We start from the raw sequence: 20,197 nt of genomic DNA, 5'->3' as shown, positions 1-20,197 counted from the left end.
AGTAGAGGCTAATTGGCGGAAGATCACAGGAGTCGAACCTGCCCGGGACCGCTGGCGGCCCCAACTGGATTTGAAGTCCAGCCACCTCACCGGAGATGACGATCTTCCGCGCCTCGATTGCTACATGGAGGCGGGGCGCATTATAGCTACTTTCAGGCATTTACCACATCTTTTAATGCACCTTTTTTGGATTCATTTGGTACATATCACGCGTGTGAATGTCCCTCTCAGAACAAAACCCCATAAAATCCGCAAGTTACACTTCGACACACTCTCCAGTCCTACCGCGATCACAGAAATTAAGAAACGTAATTTGATAACGAGATATCGGAATTCATCTTAGCGGTCGGATGGTTTACAAAAACCGTAACCGGTACCAGCGTGGCGTCGGCTCAAGAAGGGATTTCGACATGAAGAGCGAAGTTTTATCCGTCAAAGAGAAGATTGGCTATGGTATGGGCGACGCCGCCAGCCATATCATTTTTGATAACGTCATGTTGTACATGATGTTTTTTTACACCGATATTTTCGGTATTCCTGCCGGTTTTGTCGGCACCATGTTCCTGCTGGCGCGCGCGCTGGATGCCATTTCTGACCCCTGCATGGGCCTGCTGGCTGACCGTACCCGCAGTCGCTGGGGGAAGTTCCGCCCTTGGGTGCTGTTTGGCGCGCTGCCGTTTGGTGTGGTGTGTGTGCTGGCTTACAGCACGCCAGATCTCAGCCTTAACGGCAAAATGATTTACGCCGCAGTAACTTACACGCTGCTGACCCTGCTCTATACCGTGGTGAATATTCCTTACTGTGCGCTGGGCGGCGTAATCACTAACGACCCAACGCAGCGTATCTCGCTGCAATCCTGGCGCTTCGTGCTGGCGACGGCGGGCGGCATGCTCTCTACCGTACTGATGATGCCGCTGGTGAATTTAATCGGCGGCGAGGATAAAGCGTTCGGCTTCCAGGGCGGGATTGCTGTGCTGTCGGTAGTTGCGTTCCTGATGCTGGCGTTCTGTTTCTTCACCACCAAAGAACGTATTCAGGTGCCGCCAAGCACCACCGGTATGCGTGAAGATCTGCGCGATATCTGGCAGAACGATCAGTGGCGAATTGTCGGCTTGCTCACCATTCTGAATATTCTTGCCGTCTGCGTGCGCGGTGGCGCGATGATGTATTACGTCACCTGGATTATGGGCTCCCCGGCGCTGTTTACCGTATTCCTGACCACCTATTGCGTCGGCAACCTGATTGGCTCCGCGATGGCCAAACCGCTCACCGACTGGAAATGCAAAGTAAGTGTCTTCTGGTGGACCAATGCCATTCTGGCGGTGTTGAGCCTGGCGATGTTCTTTGTACCGATGAATGCCAACGTGCTGATGTTCGGCTTTATTTTCGTGATTGGTGTGCTGCACCAACTGGTGACGCCGATTCAGTGGGTAATGATGTCCGACACCGTCGATTACGGCGAGTGGTGTAACGGTAAACGTCTTACCGGCATCAGTTTCGCAGGCACGCTGTTCGTGCTGAAGCTGGGCCTGGCGCTGGGCGGGGCGATGATTGGCTGGATGCTGGCGGGCGGGGGCTACGATGCGGCCGCGAAAGCGCAGAACAGCACGACCATCAGCATCATTATCGCTCTTTTCACTATCGTACCCGCCGTTTGTTATCTGCTGAGCGCCATCATTGCGAAGCGCTACTACACCCTGAAAACGCCGTTCTTGCTGAAAATTATGGGCGAACTGGCGCAGGGCGCACGTCGCAATCAACAAGAATTTGAACACGTATCCGAATCCAAATCATTACAGAGTTAAGAGGACGAACTATGAAAATCAGTGATGGAAACTGGCTGATCCAACCGGGTCTCAATCTTATCCACCCCATCCAGGTGTTCGATGTCGAGCAACAGGGTAATGAGATGGTGGTTTATGCCGCGCCGCGCGATGTGCGTGAGCGTACCTGGCAGTTGGATACGCCAATGTTTACGCTGCGTTTTTTCGCCCCGCAGGAAGGGGTGGTCGGCGTACGTATCGAACACTTCCAGGGCGCGTTAAATAAAGGCCCGCACTATCCGCTGAATGTCCTGAAAGACGTAAAAGTTGAAATGCAGAGCACCGCTGAATTTGCCGAGCTGAAAAGCGGCAACCTGAGCGTGCGGGTTACTAAAGGTGAATTCTGGTCGCTCGATTTCCTGCGCAACGGCGTGCGTATTACCGGTTCTCAGGTGAAAAACAACGGCTACGTGCAGGACGGCAACACCGGTAAAAACTACCTGTTTGAGCGCCTGGATCTCGGCGTGGGTGAAACGGTTTACGGCCTGGGCGAGCGCTTTACCGCGCTGGTGCGTAACGGCCAGACGGTTGAAACCTGGAACCGTGACGGCGGCACCAGCACTGAACAGTCCTACAAAAACATTCCGTTCTACATTACCAACCGCGGTTACGGTGTGCTGGTAAATCACCCGGAAAACGTCTCGTTTGAGATTGGTTCTGAGAAAGTCTCGAAAGTGCAGTTCAGCGTGGAAGGTGAATATCTGGAATATTTCGTCATCGACGGCCCGACACCAAAAGAGGTGCTCAACCGCTACACGCAATTTACCGGCCGCCCGGCACTGCCGCCAGCGTGGTCCTTCGGCCTGTGGCTTACCACCTCGTTCACTACCAACTACGATGAAGCGACCGTAAATAGCTTTATCGACGGTATGGCAGAGCGCAACCTGCCGCTGCACGTTTTCCACTTCGACTGCTTCTGGATGAAAGCCTTCCAGTGGTGTGATTTCGAGTGGGACCCGGTGACCTTCCCTGACCCGAAAGGCATGATTCAGCGCCTGAAAGAGAAAGGGCTAAAAGTATGCGTATGGATCAACCCGTACATCGGCCAAAAATCACCGATCTTCCAGGAACTGAAAGAGAAGGGCTATCTGCTTAAACGCCCGGACGGTTCTCTCTGGCAGTGGGATAAATGGCAGCCAGGACTAGCGATTTACGACTTCACCAACCCGGATGCATGCCAGTGGTACGCCGACAAGCTGAAAGGCCTGGTGGATATCGGCGTCGATTGCTTCAAAACCGACTTCGGCGAACGTATTCCGACGGACGTTCAGTGGTTCGACGGTTCCGATCCGCAGAAAATGCACAACCACTATGCCTTTATCTACAACGAGCTGGTGTGGAATGTGCTGAAAGAAACGGTGGGTGAGGAAGAGGCGGTGCTGTTTGCCCGTTCCGCGTCTGTCGGTGCGCAACAGTTCCCGGTTCACTGGGGCGGTGACTGCTATGCCAACTACGAATCAATGGCGGAAAGCCTGCGCGGCGGCCTGTCGATTGGACTCTCCGGCTTCGGCTTCTGGAGTCACGATATTGGCGGCTTCGAAAACACGGCCCCGGCGGATGTCTACAAACGCTGGTGCGCATTCGGCCTCTTCTCCAGCCATAGCCGCCTGCACGGCAGCAAATCCTACCGTGTGCCATGGGCGTACGACGAAGAGTCCTGCGACGTGGTGCGCTTCTTCACGGAAATGAAGTGCCGCATGATGCCGTACCTCTATCGCCAGGCTGCGCTGGCGCATGAGGAGGGCACACCGATGCTGCGCGCGATGATGCTGGAGTTCCCGAACGACCCGGCATGCGACTACCTCGATCGCCAGTATATGTTGGGCGATTCCGTGATGGTGGCGCCGGTGTTCTCGGAAGTGGGCGATGTGCAGTTCTACCTGCCGGAAGGCCGCTGGACACACCTCTGGCACAACGATGAAGTACAGGGCAGCCGCTGGCATAAACAGCAGCACGACTCCCTGAGCCTGCCGGTGTATGTCCGCGACAACACCCTGCTGGCACTGGGCAACAACAATCAGAAGCCGAACTATGCGTGGCATGAAGGCACCGAATTCCAGCTTTTCTGTCTGGATGATGGCCGCGAAGCTCTCTGCACCGTTCCGGCGACGGATGGTTCAGCTGCGTTTACGTTGAAAGCGGTACGCGCGGGCAACACGATTACGGTGACCGGCGAAGGCAACGCGCGCGACTGGACACTGTGCCTGCGTAATGTGCAGCAGATTAGCGGCATTAAGGGCGGCGCACATGCGGGAAGTGAGCTGGGCGTGGTGGTGAAAGCGCAGAGTAATACGCTGACGATCACACTTTAATTCACGCCTTATGCGTTAATCTGGCCCTCTTTGCTTTGCAAAGGGGGCTTTTTTTTATGTGTTCTCAACTCAGGGAGGAGTCATGGATCCGCAAATCATTTTCCGTGATGCAAAGCTAAGCAAAATCGATATCACCGTATTGCGCTGTATTCAGGACGATCCCGAACGTTGTTTGCGAGAGGGAATTCGTTCCGTGGCAACGCGCTGCTATAGCAACCCTTCGTCGCTGGTGCGTCTGGCAAAAAAGCTTAACTTTAGCGGCTGGCTGGAGCTGGTCTATTTTATAAAATTCAATATCACGATGCCGAAGCTGGATGTGACGAATGATATTGATTTTATGAACATTCAGCCTGCGGAAGGCCTGTCATCTCTGCTAGAGCGGCTGAGGCATGAGCGCGTGTTAATCCACGGCAGCGGGTTTTCGCAGCTTATTGCGCAATATATTTATAATAAATTTCTGGTGACCGGCGTGAATGCCAGCCTCGCGCTTTGGCCGGACTACGAAATCCTTGAACAGAAATCGGCGTTGAAATTTGACTCTATCTGGATTGTGTCAAAATCCGGGCGCAGCAGTTCTGCACTGAATTGGGTCAATGCCATTAAGGGAAAGGGAATGAATCTGGTTTGCTTTACCGGCGATTATCAGAGCCCGCTTGCTCAGGCTGCGGATACGGCGTTTATCATTCATGACCCGCAAAAATTTGATGATGATATTTACTGGAGCAACCCGTTTTTTGGCTACTGTATTCTCGGCTTTGAACATGTGCTCAAGCTGTGGTTTATGCAAAATAACGGGGCGCGATGAGCGCCCCCTGGGAATGTTATTTCCAGTCAGAAAAATGCGCGTCGCTGAGATACTCGCTCGCCAGTTTCGTGGCCAGAGAAAAAGAACCCACTAACGGATGCGCCATCATGGCGCGGATAGCGAGCGCGCGATCTTTCTTGATAATGGCTTCTACCGCCAGCCTTTCATACTCTTTCACGCAGGAAATCATATTCTTTTGCGCGTCCGGAACATGTATCGGCGTAATCGGTTTTAAGCCGTCCTTGCTGAGATCGCAGCTGATCTCAATTACATCATCCGGGCGCAGAAAATCGAGTGTTTGGTTGTTCTGCAAGGAAACCACAATGCGCTTGGTTGTGGTGCTGTTTACCGCTTCGAGAATATCCAGCGCAACGCCTGCGTAACCACCGGTATCGGGTTCTTCAATAAACTGACGTAGCGTGATTGCCGTACGAGGATTGAATTTCTCCTGCTGGGATTCACTCTGCATATAGCTGTTTTCGCGACGCAGATAATGTTTCATCCAGACATCGAATGCGACTTCAGGGTGCGCTTTTACATCAATGTGCTGGAGCTCATCACGCATCTCCTTGTTGATTCGCGCAATTTGCTCCCCGCGGGTCTCCGGAGCCTCGAGAATCGCATTTAACGCTTCGTCACGATAGTAGTAGTAATAGAGATATTCGTTCAGCAGTTGTTTATCGCAAAGCTGCACCAGCTCTGGCGAGAAGTATTGCATCGCGGTTTTGCTGTACAGGTCCGGATGGGTGACTAATTTGTCGGTAACATCTTCACCGCGCACGGTGAAATGGGTAAACCACGAGAAATGGTTGAGCCCATAACATTCGACGCTCAGATCGTCGCTGGTGCATTTCAGGATTGCGGGTAATTCGCGAATGAGCTCCGACGGCGCGTCGCAAATACCGTAAACCCGGCGTTTAAAGCCTGACTTGATAATGGCCTCGGTAACGAGCCCCGATGGGTTCGTAAAGTTGAACAGAATGGCGTCTTCTGCGGCATGTTTTTCAATTAACTGGCAATACTCCAGAATAGCCGGAATCGAGCGCATGGCCATGGCAAAGCCGCCAACCCCGGTAGTTTCCTGCCCAAGCGTATGGTGGTTAAGCGCAATGCGTTCGTCACGTACGCGGCTTTCGTCACCGCCCACACGTAGCGTGGTAATGACGTAATTGGTTTTTTCCAGTGCCGCAACCGGGTCGGTTGTCAGTGTAAATGTAATATCCGGGCGAATGGTATTGAAAATATAGCGCGCGATTTCGCCAAATAGAGACAGATTTTTCTCTGAGCTGTCCTGGAAGACAACTTCCTGTAAATTAATGCGGTGGGCATTATAGGCCAGTGATTTTGCCAGGAATGCAGAGCGAACGCCGCCCCCGCCTAATACGGTTAATTTCATGTTTGTTACTCCCGTTAATGAGTGGTCAGCCAGCTATCCACTTTTGAGCGAATTTGCCCGACTTTGACACCATAAATGACCTGAACTTCATGTTGATTCCTGACGATACCGTTAGCCCCCGTACTTTTTAAAAGGGCATCGTTCACTTTTTCCATATCGTGAACCGCTACGCGTAAACGGGTGAAACAGTTGTCGACGGAAATAATGTTTTCTCGTCCACCGAGCCCGGTAATAATGTCGTCAGTGATATCCTGTTTTTTATCGGTTTTCTGCCGATAGTCTTCTTTGCTATACAAACGAACGCCTTCGTCATCTTCCCGACCTGGCGTTTTAAGATTAAGTTTCACAACCAGCGTGCGGAATATTAAGTAATACGCGGCAAACTGACCGATACCAATAAGCACATAGCCCGGCCAGCGCGTCAGTGAAGCGGGAAGGGGCAGGTTGTAAATCAGAAATTCAATCAAGCCTGACGCTCCCCACGGACGGACGGTGAAGATATCGCAAAGCGCCTGTGAAGCAGCCGTCAGGGTCGCATGAATGAACCACAGCAGCGGTGAAATAAATAAAAAGGTAAATTCAATAGGCTCGGTGATCCCGGTCAGAATAGAGGTGATAATCGCGGGAAGCAGAATCGCTTTTGCCAGCGTTTTCTTTTCGGGCGTAGCCGTGTGATAGAACGCCAGCGCCGCGCCTGACAAGCCGAACATGGTTGTCATCCCTTGCTGCGCGAATCTTAGCGCCTCGTTCATCACGGGGGTGAGATCAGGGTGACGCATATAAGCCAGGAAAATAGCCTGTGTACCAGACACGACCTGACCATCGACGCTGATGGTGCCGCCAATTTGTGTCAACTGGAACGGAGACCAGACGAAATGATGCAAACCGGTTGGGATCAGGAATTTTTCAAAGAAACCATAAACAAAGACGCCTGCGATACCGGCATTTTTCATAAACCCGGTTAACGCTGAGATGCCATGGGTCATGAACGGCCAAATCCAGGTGAAAGCGATAGCGTATAAAATGATAACCGGCGTCATGGCGATAAGCGTAAGCTTCGCGCCGCCATACATAGATAACGCACCCGGTAATTCGATTTCTGAAACTTTATTATGCCCCCAGGCAATGGTACAGCCCAGAATAATACCCAGGAATACACCCATATCGACGACGACAAAACCTAATATCTGCGTCTGACCGGTACCATAGTATTCACCGTTAATTTTCTCGGCGATGGTGTTGGTATATTCAAGCCAGGAATGGTTGGCACCCAGGAACATAATAAAACACATTACGGAAACCAGCGCGACTTCCGTTTTTTTATCGCGGGCTAAACCGTAGCTTATCCCCACGCAAAATAACAGGCCGAGATTACCAAATAGCGGCCAAAAGGTATCGCCGAGAAGTTGCCCCAGTTGATGTAAGAAACCTGTTTCAGAAACAATATTCGGATTGGTAAGGACAGAGCTTAGAGCAAGGATTAAGCCGATGACAGGCAAGAACAATACTGCGCCAATCATCGCTCTGGAGAACTTTTGCATATTCTCCAGCATACGTTGACGTATTGCAGACATAAATATTCCTTGAAGTTCTATTCACTAATTAGAAGGTGAGTTTTTATTATAAAAATAACTTCCAGCGAAATAGTTATATCAGTCTTATTAATTGTGTGAAACCTGTTGCAGGAAATAGGTACAAAGCATCACAAAATGCACACAGGTTTCAGAATGGAAACGCCCCGAACAATAGCGTTCGGGGCGGAATTTTATTGGGCTATCTCACCATTGCGCAGGGTCTGTGTCACCTGCTCCTTCGCCATATTCACCGCGCTCAGTTGCCCATTTACCGTTGGCTTGAGCGGCGTGTCAGCCTGCACCGAGCCAGTGGCGGTGAGCTGAAGGTTACCGTCGCCACTGATGGGGAGCGCAGGCCATCCCCAGGCCTGCAACGTGTTCAGCGGCACGCCGCGTGCGTCGAGGCTGACGTTCACCTGCCGTTGCGGCAACTGAGATACCGTGGCGGTGGCTTTGAGCATGCCTTTCTCTGTGTACGCCGCAAGTTCGCTGATATTGACCGTCGAGGCGTTTGCTGACAGCGCGAGGCTCGGTCGATTAACGTCTACGCGATTAAACGTCGCCGCCGCCGCATTGAGTTGCGCATTTCCGCCCCATACGCCCCACAGGCGATTCTTCACCAGTTGCAGATTGGTGGCGCTGCCTTCCAGCGCAGTGATCTGCCACGGGAAAGCCGGGTCGATATCGATAACCAGATTGCGGCTGGCGGTAAATTTCTTCAGGGTGACGCTGTTGAGCCACTCCGGCAACGCGTCCATCCACAACTGTTTCCAGTTATTGGGTAACGTGTATTCAAGGCCCACAATCGACGCATCATCCAGCGTCAGCGCCTGTCCGTTGCGCAACCAGAAACCGGACGTTCTAACCGTGCTGCCTTCCCAACGGGTAGTAAACTGGCGCAGGGCGATGCCCTGGTCTGAGAGCTCGCCGTTGAAAATGGGGTCCAGCAGATGTAACGAGCCGTAGATAAACTCACTGGCGTTCAGAGTGATTTTGCCGTCCGTACTTTGCCATCCGCCCTGTGTTAGGGTCAGGTTGCGCACATTCATATCGAGATCGGTTACCGCCCAGTCCGGGCCCTGTAAACGGGCATCCACGACCTCAAGGCGGCCAATTTGCAGCGACGGAACGGTGCTGAGTGGGGCGAAGAAATCGATCAACGTTTTGTCGCTTTGCAGACGTATATCGTTCAGGCGCAGATTATCCACCACCCAACTTCCGTCGGCGTTGCGGCGGGCATTTCCGGCCAGCGAGCCGCGCGCGACCTCCGCGCCAAGTCTGGTGAGCGTCACAATACCGTTATCAATATCCCCTTCAATCACCGCGTTGCTGGTGGGTACGCCATTGAGCGTCAGGGAACCGGCATTCACCTGCAAATGCGTTTTCTTCCCCAGCACGTTACCTGCTTGCGGGGTCCATGGCGCAATGCTGCCGTTAACCCGTTGCGCACTCAATTCCCAGCCGGTTTCCGGGCTGTTGAAAGCCATATTGCTGAGCTGCAGCCGATCGGCGGCAAAGGGAAGCGGCGCGTTAGACGGCGAGAGATTTAACGTACCGTCTTGCAGCAGGATAGTGTCAACGTGCAGCGGGTCGGTCACCTGGCGGGTGCTCAGGCCGATGTCGACAGCTTTAGCGACCAGCGTCGCGGGTTTACCATCGCGCCCGAAGGTCACATTCCTGAACAAGATATGGGAAGGTGATGAGAAACGGTGATCCATCGCATCGAACGTCACCTGATAATCGGTGTTTTCCGTTAGCCACTGACTGACTTCGCGCGCCCCCCAGCGGGTTTGCAGCAGGAAGTAGAAGGCGAGAATAACCAGCAGCAGTGCGACGAGGAGCCAGAGAATCAGCTTTCCAATAAATTTCATGATCTTCCATCCTGAGAAGGGCACATAAGGCAGTTATGCACGAATTATGCGCAATGCTCAAGGCGAGAAGGGTGAAATTCGGTGTCAGCGTGCGGGGATGATGCCGGATGACGTCGCCGCCATCCGGCAAGGCGGATTACTCTTTCTCTGGCGGGAAGACCAGATTCAGAACAATCGCGGTGATACCGCCAGCAGCGATACCGGATGAGAGCAGGTTTTTCAGCCAGTCCGGCGCGAACTGGAGGATCTGCGGCTGCTGGGAAACACCGAGGCCGATAGCCAGTGAAAGGGCGATAATCAGGATTGCGCGGCGGTTCAGCGGTTCCCGGGAGACAATACGCACGCCGGACGCGGCGATGGTGCCGAACATCACCAGCGTTGCGCCACCCAGAACCGGCTCAGGGATGTGTTGTACAAAACCACTTACCGCCGGGAACAGACCAAGGACGATCAGCATCAATGCCACCACAAAACCAACGTAACGGCTGGCAACGCCGGTGAGCTGAATTACACCGTTGTTCTGGCCGAAGCAGGAGTTCGGGAAGGTGTTGAATACCGCAGAGACAAACGAGTTCAGGCCGTTGGCCAGCACGCCGCCTTTCAAACGTTTCATGTAAACCGGGCCGGAAACCGGTTGTTCAGAGACGTCAGATGTTGCCGTAATATCACCAATCGTTTCCAGTGAGGTGATCATAAACACCAGCATCAGCGGCAGCAGCAGGTTCCAGTCGATGCCCAGACCATAGTACAGCGGGGTTGGGATCATCAGCAGGTCGGTGTTGGTTGGCGCGGTGTTTTCCGGCAGCATACCGAGGAACCAGGCCATCAGATATCCCGCCGCCATGGCGATCACCAACGATGCAATGCGCAGGTACGGGTTGCGCTGGCGGTTAAGCAGGATAATCAGGACCAGCACGATCCCCGCCAGCAGCAGATTTTTCGGCGCGCCGAAGGTGTTGTTGCTCATTGCCGCATAACCACCGCCAATAGATGTCAGGCCAACCTGAATCAACGACAACCCGATTATCATCACCACCACACCGGAAACCAGCGGGGTGATAATGCGCCGCGCCAGGTGCAACACGCGCGACAGGACCATCTCTGTACAACTCGCCAGCATCAGCGTGCCAAACAGCGCCGCCATCATCGTCGGCACATCGGCACCACCGGTTTTCAGCGCGGTGCCGCCCATAATCAGCGGTGCCACAAAGTTGAAGCTGGTGCCCTGAATCGACAGCAATCCGGAACCCACCGGGCCCCAGGCTTTAATCTGGATAATGGACGCCACACCGGATGCGAACAGCGACATGCTGATAATGTGCTGAGTATCGGCCGCCGGCAGACCCAGTGCCTGACAAATCAGCAGGGCTGGGGTGATCACGGCGACAAACATAGCCAGCAGGTGTTGCAGGGCGGCAAAAAGCGTTTGTGGCAGCGGCGGACGGTCTTCTAAGCGGTAAATCAATTCGCTGTTTTGAGTATGCGCAACCGGTTGCGCATTGTCTGACTCAAGGGTGTTGGCGGACATCAGAGGCAATCTCATGGTGGAAAAGTGGCGATTTTATCGGACTGGCGAGCAAAAGCAAACGGTTGCTTTGTGATGGCGTTAAAAATTTCCCGGACTTTAATTTTTATCAATTATTAAGCATATAAATGGTTTGTCACAGTGATTACGCTTTTACTGTTATTTTTGCGCATTTATTGATTACAATCTGTTCCCTGATCTTACGATGAGATCTCAACGACACAGGAAATACGTCGCGTATGAATGAATCATGCGTCTGGTAAGGAGCTTTAAATATGTTTCATCTCGATACGTTATCTACGCTGGTCGCGGCGACAATGGTGCTGCTGTTGGGGCGCAAACTGGTTCACTCTGTTCCCTTCTTTAAAAAATATACCATTCCCGAACCGGTCGCCGGTGGGCTGCTGGTGGCGCTGGCATTGTTGGTGCTGAAAAAAAGCATGGGTTGGGAAATTGACTTCGATATGAGTCTGAAAGACCCGCTGATGCTGGCCTTCTTCGCCACGATTGGTTTGAACGCCAACCTCGCCAGTCTGCGCGCGGGCGGCAAAGTATTAGGTACCTTTCTGATTGTCGTCGTGGGGTTGTTGCTGGTGCAGAACGCCATTGGCATTGGCATGGCAAAAATGCTGGGGCTGGACCCATTAATGGGCCTGCTGGCAGGTTCGATTACCCTCTCTGGCGGCCACGGCACCGGGGCGGCGTGGGGCAAACTCTTTACCGAACGCTACGGTTTTACCAGCGCAACGGAAGTTGCAATGGCCTGCGCAACGTTTGGCCTGGTGCTGGGCGGCCTGATTGGCGGACCAGTAGCGCGTTATCTGGTCAAACACTCCTCCTCACCGGACGGTACGCCGGACGATCAGGAAGTGCCGACGGCGTTTGAAAAACCGGATGTTGGGCGTGTCATCACTTCTTTGGTGTTAATCGAATCGATTGCTCTTATTGCTATCTGCTTAACGGTAGGGAAGGCGGTTGCGCAACTTCTGTTGGGCACAATGTTTGAATTGCCGACCTTTGTCTGCGTACTGTTTATTGGCGTACTTCTTAGCAATGGCCTGGCGTTAATCGGTTTTTATCGCGTATTTGACAGGGCAGTATCCATTCTCGGCAACGTATGTCTGTCGTTATTCCTGGCAATGGCGTTAATGAGTCTTAAGCTTTGGGAACTGGCGTCTTTAGCCTTACCGATGCTGGCAATTCTGGGTGTGCAGGCTATCTCTATGGCGTTGTACGCCATTTTCGTCACGTACCGAATGATGGGCAAAAACTACGATGCGGCGGTGCTGGCGGCGGGCCACTGCGGGTTTGGCCTTGGTGCGACCCCTACGGCGATTGCGAATATGCAGGCGATTACCGAGCGTTTCGGTCCATCGCATACGGCGTTTCTGGTGGTGCCGATGGTGGGCGCGTTCTTCCTCGATATCGTTAATGCGCTGGTGATTAAGCTCTATTTGATGTTACCGATGTTTGGCTAATCAGTGTGAGGAATGTGGCGGGGGCGCTTCGCTTGCCCGCCCTACAAAGAATTGCGATCGATGTAGGGCGGGCAAGCGAAGCGCCCCCGCCAACGTTTTTTACTCTCCGTGATCTTCCCACGCCAGCGCGCGTTTCACCGCTTTTTTCCAGCCGCTGTAACGATAATTACGTTCGGTTGTTTCGATCCCCGGACGAAATTCACGTTCAATCACCGCTTTCTCCTGCAATTCATCCAGATTCTGCCAGAAGCCTACCGCCAGGCCTGCAAGATACGCAGCACCTAACGCGGTCACTTCACGGACTTCCGGGCGCTCTACGCGGGTACCCAGAATGTCTGACTGGAACTGCATCAGGAAGTTATTGGCAACGGCGCCGCCATCCACGCGCAGGGCGTGCAGACGAATGCCGGAGTCAGCCTGCATCGCTTCCAGCACGTCGCGAGTTTGATAAGCGATGGATTCCAGCGTGGCGCGAATAATGTGGTTCGAGTTGACGCCGCGCGTCAGGCCGAAAATCGCGCCGCGCGCATACGGGTCCCAGTAGGGCGCGCCGAGGCCGGTAAACGCCGGAACCACATACACCCCGTTGGTATCTTTCACTTTGGTAGCAAAATACTCAGAGTCGAATGCATCGCTGATGAGTTTCATCTCATCGCGCAGCCACTGAATAGAGGCGCCAGCCATAAACACCGCGCCTTCCAGCGCATAGTTCACTTCGCCGCGTGGGCCGCAGGCAATGGTGGTCAGCAGGCCATGCTCAGATTTCACCGCTTTTTCGCCGGTGTTCATTAGCATAAAGCAGCCGGTCCCGTAGGTATTTTTCGCCATCCCTTCCTTCACACACAGCTGGCCAAACAGCGCAGCCTGCTGATCGCCTGCGATCCCGGCGATCGGAATACGCGTGCCGCCTTTCCCGCCGATGTTGGTCTGGCCATACACCTCAGAAGATTTGCGCACTTCGGGCAGCATGGCGCGCGGGATGTCGAGCGCATCGAGCATTTTGTCATCCCAGTCCAGCTCGTTGATGTTGAACAGCATGGTACGTGAGGCGTTAGTGTAGTCGGTGACGTGCACGCGTCCCTGGGTCATTTTCCAGATAAGCCAGGTATCGACGGTACCGAACAGCAGTTCGCCGCGCTTCGCGCGTTCGCGGGAGCCTTCAACGTGGTCCAGGATCCATTTCACTTTGGTGCCGGAGAAGTACGGGTCTACCACCAGACCCGTCGCGCTGCGCACGTACTCTTCCATGCCGTCGCGTTTCAGCTGCTCACAAATATCAGCGGTACGGCGGCACTGCCAGACAATCGCGTTATAAATCGGTTTCCCGGTTTCGCGCTCCCACACGACGGTCGTTTCGCGCTGGTTGGTAATACCAATCGCGGCAATCTGATCGGAATTGATATCGGCTTTTGCCAGCACTTCAACCAGCGTGGAGCTCTGGGTCGCCCAGATTTCCATCGGATCGTGCTCAACCCAGCCTGGCTTAGGATAAATTTGTTCAAACTCGCGCTGTGAAACACTGATGATATTGGCATCGTGATCCATCACCACGGCGCGGGAACTGGTGGTGCCCTGGTCGAGCGCAACGATATATTTTTTGTCAGTCATAATGCGTGTTCCATAGTCAGATTACAGCGAAGCATTGTGTTGAGCGCTACCGGAGGTGGTTTCTTTCTCTTCAACCACACAGGTATCACACGGCAAATGGCGGCCAATCAGTTTGCGATAGCTGAATGCACCCAGCGCCGCGCCCACCACGGGTGCGAACATCGGCACCACGAAATAAGGAATGTCTTTGCCACCGGTGAAGGCGACGTCGCCCCAGCCTGCCAGCCAGGCGAAGGTTTTTGGTCCAATATCACGCGCTGGGTTCATCGCAAAGCCAGTCAGCGGCCCCATCGATGCGCCGATAACCGCGATTAGCAGGCCAATCAGCAGCGGTGCCAGTGGCCCGCGTGGAATGCCGTTGCCATCGTCGCCCAGCGCCATGATCACGCCCATCAGAATAGCGGTTATCACCATTTCTACCGCGAAGGCCTGCACAAAATTGATATGTGGGTTCGGGTAAGTGGAGAATATTCCAGCAAGATCAAGACTTTCTACGCTACCACGCACCATATGATGGGTTAATTCGTAGTCGTAGAAAAGATTGTAGTAAAGCCCGTAAACCAACGCCGCTGCGCAAAACGCGCCGGCAAACTGAGAAAGAATGAAAGGGACCACTTTACGGCGATCGAAACAGGCGAACAGCCACAGCGCAACGGTGACAGCCGGGTTAAGATGTGCGCCGGAAACCCCTGCGGTCAGGTAGATGGCCATCGCCACGCCCAGACCCCAGATGATGCTGATTTCCCACTGGCCAAAGCTGGCCCCTGCGACTTTTAATGCCGCAACACATCCCACGCCGAAAAAGATCAACAGCCCGGTACCAAGAAACTCTGCAATGCACTGGCCTTTTAGGGTTGAAGTTTGGCTCATAATCGGTTCCTGAAGACAGTTTGCTAGTTATAGTGTCGTGGTGGTCGAAGACACCCACGCTGCCATGTAGGCATAGTGTTAATTTATCGTTAACGAACATAAACGAGAAATATCGAAATCGAAATGTGTGTACTGCGTCATAAAATGAGCGATTTCGCGCCACATTGTGTGTCTTTACGGAACTAAAAAAAGAGAGCTGAATCATTTCATGAACCTTCCGTGTTAACAAATAAGGGGTAAATGCGCCGAAAGCTCCAGGTCTAGACTGAAAATTGTTGCAAACCGCAATCTACGTGCCCTGGCGCTGGACAGGGGGAGCGGGGCTCCATACAATCGAAGGTCAGAAGTGCGCTTATTTTCGTTAAGGCGTCGCCGGGTTCCCGGGACGATATCAACGCCTTGCAAGATCAGGAGAGGTATGACGATGTCATTAGAAGTATTTGAGAAACTGGAAGCAAAAGTTCAGCAGGCGATTGATACCATCACCCTGTTGCAGATGGAAATCGAAGAACTGAAAGAGAAGAACAACGCGCTGGCGCAGGACGTTCAGTCTGCACAGCACAGCCGTGAAGAGCTGGAACGCGAAAACAACCAGCTGAAAGAACAGCAGAACGGCTGGCAGGATCGTCTGCAAGCGCTGCTGGGCCGTATGGAAGAAGTCTAATCTTCCAGTAAGTTTGCTGCCTTCATCGGGCGTTATGCCAGGAAGGCAGCGACTTCTCTCCGCATTATTTCCCCGCTGTATATTTCAAAATCACATAATCAATCTGTTTTTATTCTTTAATGTTCGATTTGCTTTCTGGCACGCTAGCCTCATCAACGACACAACATAAGAGAGCGGGCGATGAACAAGTGGGGCGTGGGTTTAACGCTTTTGCTGGCTTCCACCAGCGTACTGGCTAAGGATATTCAATTACTTAACGTTTCTTACGATCCGACGCGCGAGCTGTACGATCAGTACAATAAAGCTTTCAGCGCGCACTGGAAAAAAGAGACGGGTGATAACGTGGTGATTCGTCAGTCGCATGGCGGCTCCGGTAAACAAGCGACGTCGGTGATAAACGGTATTGAGGCCGATGTGGTGACGCTGGCGCTGGCCTATGACGTTGATGCGATTGCCGAGCGCGGGCGCATTGATAAAAACTGGATTAAACGTCTGCCGGATAACTCCGCGCCGTACACGTCGACCATCGTTTTCCTGGTGCGTAAAGGCAACCCAAAACAGATTCATGACTGGAACGACCTGGTAAAACCGGGTGTGTCTGTTATCACGCCTAACCCGAAAAGCTCCGGCGGCGCTCGCTGGAACTACCTTGCCGCATGGGGATACGCACTACACCATAACAATGGTGACCAGGCTAAAGCGCAGGAATTCGTTAAATCACTGTTTAATAACGTTGAAGTGCTCGATTCCGGCGCGCGTGGCGCAACCAATACTTTCGTTGAACGCGGCATTGGCGATGTGCTGATTGCCTGGGAGAACGAAGCGCTGCTGGCGACGCATGAACTGGATAAAGACAAATTCGAAATCGTTACCCCAAGCGAGTCGATTCTAGCGGAGCCGACCGTTTCAGTGGTCGACAAAGTGGTTGATAAGAAAGGCACTCAGGCCGTTGCGGAAGCTTATCTGAAATATCTCTACTCGCCAGAAGGCCAGGAGATTGCGGCGAAGAACTTCTATCGCCCACGTGACCCGGAAGTGGCGAAGAAGTACGAAAGCGCGTTCCCGAAACTGAAACTGTTCACTATCGATGAAGAGTTTGGCGGTTGGGCGAAAGCGCAGCAGACGCACTTCTCTAACGGCGGTACGTTCGATCAAATCAGCAAACGTTAATCACGCATGAACCACGTAGCCCGGTAATGTTACCGGGCTTTTTTATTTGTCATGATTATGCGGTACCCTTGCCAGTCATCGAATTACAGGGAACGCACAATGAAAAAAGCTGGCTATCTTATTCTGGCGATTATCGTCATGGCTCTCGCGGCGGGCGTAGGCTACTGGAAGTGGGCCGGAAACCCGAACGCGCTGCGCACCATCGTCTTCGAACAGTGCCTTCCAAATCAACTGCAACACCAGAATCCCGCGCCATGCGCCGATGTGAAACCGGATGCCGGATACGTGGTTTTCAAGGACCGTAACGGCCCGCTGCAATATCTTCTGATGCCCACTTTTCGTATCAACGGTACTGAAAGCCCGATGCTGCTGGAGCCTTATACGCCGAATTTCTTCTGGCTGGCCTGGCAGGCGCGCAGCTTTATGAGCCAGAAATATGGCAAAGAGATCCCGGATAGCGCCGTGTCGCTGGCGATCAATTCACGCACTGGGCGTACGCAAAATCACTTCCACATTCACATCTCCTGCCTGCGCACAGACGTGCGCCATCAACTGGATACGAATATGGCAAAAATCAGCACCCGCTGGTTGCCGCTGCCGGGTGGTTTGAGGGGGAATGAGTATCTGGCGCGCCGTGTCACTGAAAGTGAAATGGTGAAAAGCAGCCCGTTTATGATGCTGGCGGAAGAGGTACCTGACGCGCGCGACCATATGGGAAGCTACGCGCTGGCGATGGTTCGCTTAAGCGATGAAAGCTTTGTCCTGCTGGCAACGCAGCGTAATTTACTGGCGCTGAACCGCGCGTCGGCTGAGGAAATTCAGGATCATCAATGTGATATTCTGAAGTAACCCTACCCGTTCTGGCGTTTACCTGACTTGTCTGCCGTCGTATTCTTGCTGAAAAAAACGACAGGAGTCAGGTATGTCGCTCTGGTTTTCCCATCCTCTGTTCCTTCCATCACTGGTTGTTGGCATCACCATCATCCTCTGGGCGACTTCGCTGTTGCCTGAATTTATCACCGCGCTTTTATTCTTCACCGTTGCGATGGCGGCGAAAATCGCTCCGCCGGAGGTCATTTTCGGCGGCTTTGCTTCATCGGCCTTCTGGCTGGTGTTTAGCGGGTTTGTGCTCGGCGTAGCGATTCGCAAAACGGGGCTTGCCGACCGGGCGGCGAGGGCGCTGTCGGCAAGGCTGACTGATTCGTGGCTGCGCATGGTGGCGAGCGTGGTCTTGCTGAGTTATGCGCTGGCGTTTGTGATGCCCTCAAACATGGGGCGAATCGCGCTACTGATGCCGATTGTCGCGGCGATGGCGTCTCGTGCGGGCATTAAAGAGGGCACGCGACCATGGTACGGGCTGGCGCTGGCGGTGGGATTCGGCACGTTCCAGCTTTCCGCTACCATCCTGCCCGCCAACGTACCCAACCTGGTGATGAGCGGTGCGGCGGAGGGGGCGTGGGGTATTCATCTGAACTATCTGCCCTATCTGTTGCTGCATACACCGGTGCTCGGCTGGTTGAAAGGCGCGCTGCTTATCGGGCTGATTTGCTGGCTCTTCCCCGGCAAACCGCAGCCGCCGAAATCGGTACAGGCGGCGCCGCCTATGAGCGCGGCAGAGAAGCGCCTGGCCTGGTTGCTGGCAATAGTGTTAACCCTGTGGGTGACGGAAAGCTGGCACGGCATCGGCCCGGCGTGGACGGGGCTGGCGGCGGCATGTGTCACGCTGCTACCGCGTGTTGGGTTTATCAGCGGCGAGGAGTTCTCGGCGGGTGTGAACATTCGCACCTGTATTTACGTCGCCGGGATTCTGGGGCTGGCTATTACCGTTACCCAGACGGGGATTGGCGATGCGGTAGGCGAAGCGCTGCTGCGCGTGATGCCGCTCGACCCGGAACGCCCGTTCACCAGCTTTGTTGCGCTGACCGGGATCACGACCGCGCTCAACTTCATTATGACCGCCAACGGCGTGCCTGCGCTCTACACCACCTTTGCGCAAAGTTTTGCTGAGGCGACAAACTTCCCGCTGTTGAGCGTGATTATGATTCAGGTATTAGGCTATTCCACGCCGCTTCTGCCGTATCAGGCGTCGCCGATTGTGGTGGCGATGGCGTTAGGGAAAGTGCCTGCAAGGGCGGGGATGATGCTGTGCCTTGCGCTGGCGGCGGCAAGTTATCTGCTGCTGTTGCCGCTGGATTATCTTTGGTATCAGGTGTTGGGAAAGTTGTGAGTTTTTGCCCCCTCACCCTGCCCTCTCCCCAGGGGAGAGGGTGAAAACCGCACCGTGCGGTTCCCTCTCCCTGCGGGAGAGGGTTAGGGTGAGGGGATTACAACATTAAGCCTGTTTAGCCGCTTCTGCTGCTTTAACGATCACCGCGAAAGCGTCTGCTTTCAGGGATGCGCCGCCAACCAGCGCGCCGTCGATGTCCGGCTGAGTGAACAGCTCTGCTGCGTTGCCCGCGTTTACGGAACCGCCGTACTGGATGATAACCTGTTCAGCGATTTTCGCGTCAGCTTTAGCAATGTGGTCACGGATGAATTTGTGAACCGCCTGAGCCTGAGCCGGGGTCGCAGATTTGCCAGTACCGATTGCCCACACTGGTTCGTAAGCGATAACCACGCCTTCGAATGCCGCCGCGCCCTGGGTTTTCAGGACAGCGTCGATCTGACGTGCGCAAACTTCTTCAGTTTTGCCAGCTTCGTTTTCCGCTTCGGTTTCACCGATGCACAGAACCGGAGTCAGACCCTGCTCTTTCAGCACAGCGAATTTTTTCGCGATCAGTTCGTCAGACTCTTTGTGGTAAGTACGACGCTCAGAGTGACCGATAATGATGTACTGCGCACCGACATCTTTCAGCATTTCTGCGGAGGTTTCACCGGTGAATGCGCCAGACAGGTTCAGATCAACGTTCTGCGCGCCCAGAGCAATGTGGCTACCGGCTGCGGCGTGTTTCGCCATGTCGATGTACATTTCCGGCGGCGCGATCGCGACGTCACAGCCTGCAACGCCAGCCAGCTCTTTACGCAGGTTAGCAACCAGCTCGTTCACCATGTGGCGGCTGCCGTTCAGTTTCCAGTTACCCATCACTAAAGGATGTCGCATT

At 53.8% G+C, this 20,197-nt stretch carries 15 protein-coding genes and 1 tRNA gene; 8 read left to right on the top strand and 8 right to left on the bottom strand.

What is annotated here, in order from left to right; all coding sequences use genetic code 11:
- Window positions 1-13 precede the first annotated feature (13 nt).
- A tRNA-Sec gene (locus F0Q32_RS15160) sits at window positions 14-108 on the bottom strand.
- A gap of 302 nt (window positions 109-410) precedes the next feature.
- On the opposite strand from F0Q32_RS15160, the gene F0Q32_RS15155 reads away from it, so the two are divergent.
- The 3 genes from F0Q32_RS15155 (at window position 411) to F0Q32_RS15145 (ending at window position 4,940) form a co-directional block, all read left to right on the top strand.
- Window positions 411-1,805 carry a glycoside-pentoside-hexuronide family transporter gene (locus F0Q32_RS15155; RefSeq protein WP_149463740.1) on the top strand — a complete coding sequence of 465 codons (1,395 nt, stop codon included), beginning with the start codon at window positions 411-413 and terminating at the stop codon, window positions 1,803-1,805.
- An 11-nt stretch (window positions 1,806-1,816) separates the two neighbouring features.
- Window positions 1,817-4,135 carry an alpha-xylosidase gene (yicI, locus tag F0Q32_RS15150; protein ID WP_149463739.1) on the top strand — a complete coding sequence of 773 codons (2,319 nt, stop codon included), beginning with the start codon at window positions 1,817-1,819 and terminating at the stop codon, window positions 4,133-4,135.
- Window positions 4,136-4,217: 82 nt separating this feature from the next.
- Window positions 4,218-4,940: a MurR/RpiR family transcriptional regulator gene (locus tag F0Q32_RS15145; RefSeq protein WP_149463738.1), complete on the top strand. Its 723-nt coding sequence runs from the start codon at window positions 4,218-4,220 to the stop codon at window positions 4,938-4,940.
- 16 nt (window positions 4,941-4,956) lie between these two features.
- Here the strand turns inward: F0Q32_RS15145 and F0Q32_RS15140 are convergent, their stop codons facing one another.
- From F0Q32_RS15140 to F0Q32_RS15125, 4 genes are all read right to left on the bottom strand, one after another.
- Entirely contained in the window at window positions 4,957-6,336 is a 1,380-nt protein-coding gene (locus F0Q32_RS15140) for a glycoside hydrolase (RefSeq protein ID WP_149463737.1), read from the bottom strand.
- Between the two features lie 14 nt (window positions 6,337-6,350).
- Window positions 6,351-7,910: a PTS transporter subunit EIIC gene (locus F0Q32_RS15135; RefSeq protein WP_149463736.1), complete on the bottom strand. Its 1,560-nt coding sequence runs from the start codon at window positions 7,908-7,910 to the stop codon at window positions 6,351-6,353.
- Window positions 7,911-8,101: 191 nt separating this feature from the next.
- Window positions 8,102-9,781 (bottom strand): AsmA family protein, encoded by a 1,680-nt coding sequence (locus F0Q32_RS15130; protein WP_149463735.1) that lies wholly within the window; start codon window positions 9,779-9,781, stop codon window positions 8,102-8,104.
- A gap of 136 nt (window positions 9,782-9,917) precedes the next feature.
- On the bottom strand, window positions 9,918-11,309 hold the full coding sequence (locus F0Q32_RS15125) for an NCS2 family protein (protein WP_149463734.1): 1,392 nt from the start codon (window positions 11,307-11,309) through the stop codon (window positions 9,918-9,920).
- A gap of 272 nt (window positions 11,310-11,581) precedes the next feature.
- Between F0Q32_RS15125 and gltS the strand changes: the two genes are divergently transcribed.
- Window positions 11,582-12,784, top strand: a complete 1,203-nt coding sequence (gene gltS / locus F0Q32_RS15120) for a sodium/glutamate symporter (RefSeq protein WP_149463733.1) — start codon at window positions 11,582-11,584, stop codon at window positions 12,782-12,784.
- Between the two features lie 99 nt (window positions 12,785-12,883).
- Here the strand turns inward: gltS and glpK are convergent, their stop codons facing one another.
- A complete protein-coding gene (gene glpK / locus F0Q32_RS15115; RefSeq protein WP_149463732.1) occupies window positions 12,884-14,392 on the bottom strand; it encodes a glycerol kinase GlpK in 1,509 nt (502 codons plus the stop codon).
- A gap of 21 nt (window positions 14,393-14,413) precedes the next feature.
- Window positions 14,414-15,262 carry an MIP/aquaporin family protein gene (locus F0Q32_RS15110; protein WP_149463731.1) on the bottom strand — a complete coding sequence of 283 codons (849 nt, stop codon included), beginning with the start codon at window positions 15,260-15,262 and terminating at the stop codon, window positions 14,414-14,416.
- 418 nt (window positions 15,263-15,680) lie between these two features.
- Here F0Q32_RS15110 and zapB point away from each other — a divergent pair, with 418 nt between their 5' ends.
- The 4 genes from zapB (at window position 15,681) to F0Q32_RS15090 (ending at window position 19,323) form a co-directional block, all read left to right on the top strand.
- The gene (zapB, locus tag F0Q32_RS15105) at window positions 15,681-15,926 is read left to right on the top strand and encodes a septal ring assembly protein ZapB (RefSeq protein ID WP_108476554.1); all 246 of its coding nucleotides are present in this window, start codon (window positions 15,681-15,683) and stop codon (window positions 15,924-15,926) included.
- Window positions 15,927-16,106: 180 nt separating this feature from the next.
- Window positions 16,107-17,096, top strand: coding sequence for a sulfate ABC transporter substrate-binding protein (locus F0Q32_RS15100; RefSeq protein ID WP_149463730.1), 990 nt, complete (start codon window positions 16,107-16,109; stop codon window positions 17,094-17,096).
- 99 nt (window positions 17,097-17,195) lie between these two features.
- Window positions 17,196-17,945, top strand: coding sequence for a CDP-diacylglycerol diphosphatase (locus tag F0Q32_RS15095; RefSeq protein ID WP_149463729.1), 750 nt, complete (start codon window positions 17,196-17,198; stop codon window positions 17,943-17,945).
- 73 nt (window positions 17,946-18,018) lie between these two features.
- The gene (locus tag F0Q32_RS15090; protein ID WP_149463728.1) at window positions 18,019-19,323 is read left to right on the top strand and encodes an SLC13 family permease; all 1,305 of its coding nucleotides are present in this window, start codon (window positions 18,019-18,021) and stop codon (window positions 19,321-19,323) included.
- A 105-nt stretch (window positions 19,324-19,428) separates the two neighbouring features.
- Here the strand turns inward: F0Q32_RS15090 and tpiA are convergent, their stop codons facing one another.
- Complete coding sequence (gene tpiA, locus F0Q32_RS15085; RefSeq protein ID WP_149463727.1) at window positions 19,429-20,196, bottom strand: triose-phosphate isomerase; 768 nt, start codon at window positions 20,194-20,196, stop codon at window positions 19,429-19,431.
- Between the last annotated feature and the right edge of the window lies 1 nt (window position 20,197).

The sequence above is a fragment of the Pseudocitrobacter sp. 73 genome, from assembly GCF_008369545.1.
Classification (GTDB): Bacteria; Pseudomonadota; Gammaproteobacteria; order Enterobacterales; family Enterobacteriaceae; genus Pseudocitrobacter; species Pseudocitrobacter vendiensis.
The sequence above is the reverse complement of the archived record's forward strand: the minus strand, read 5'-3'. Positions and strand labels throughout refer to the sequence as shown.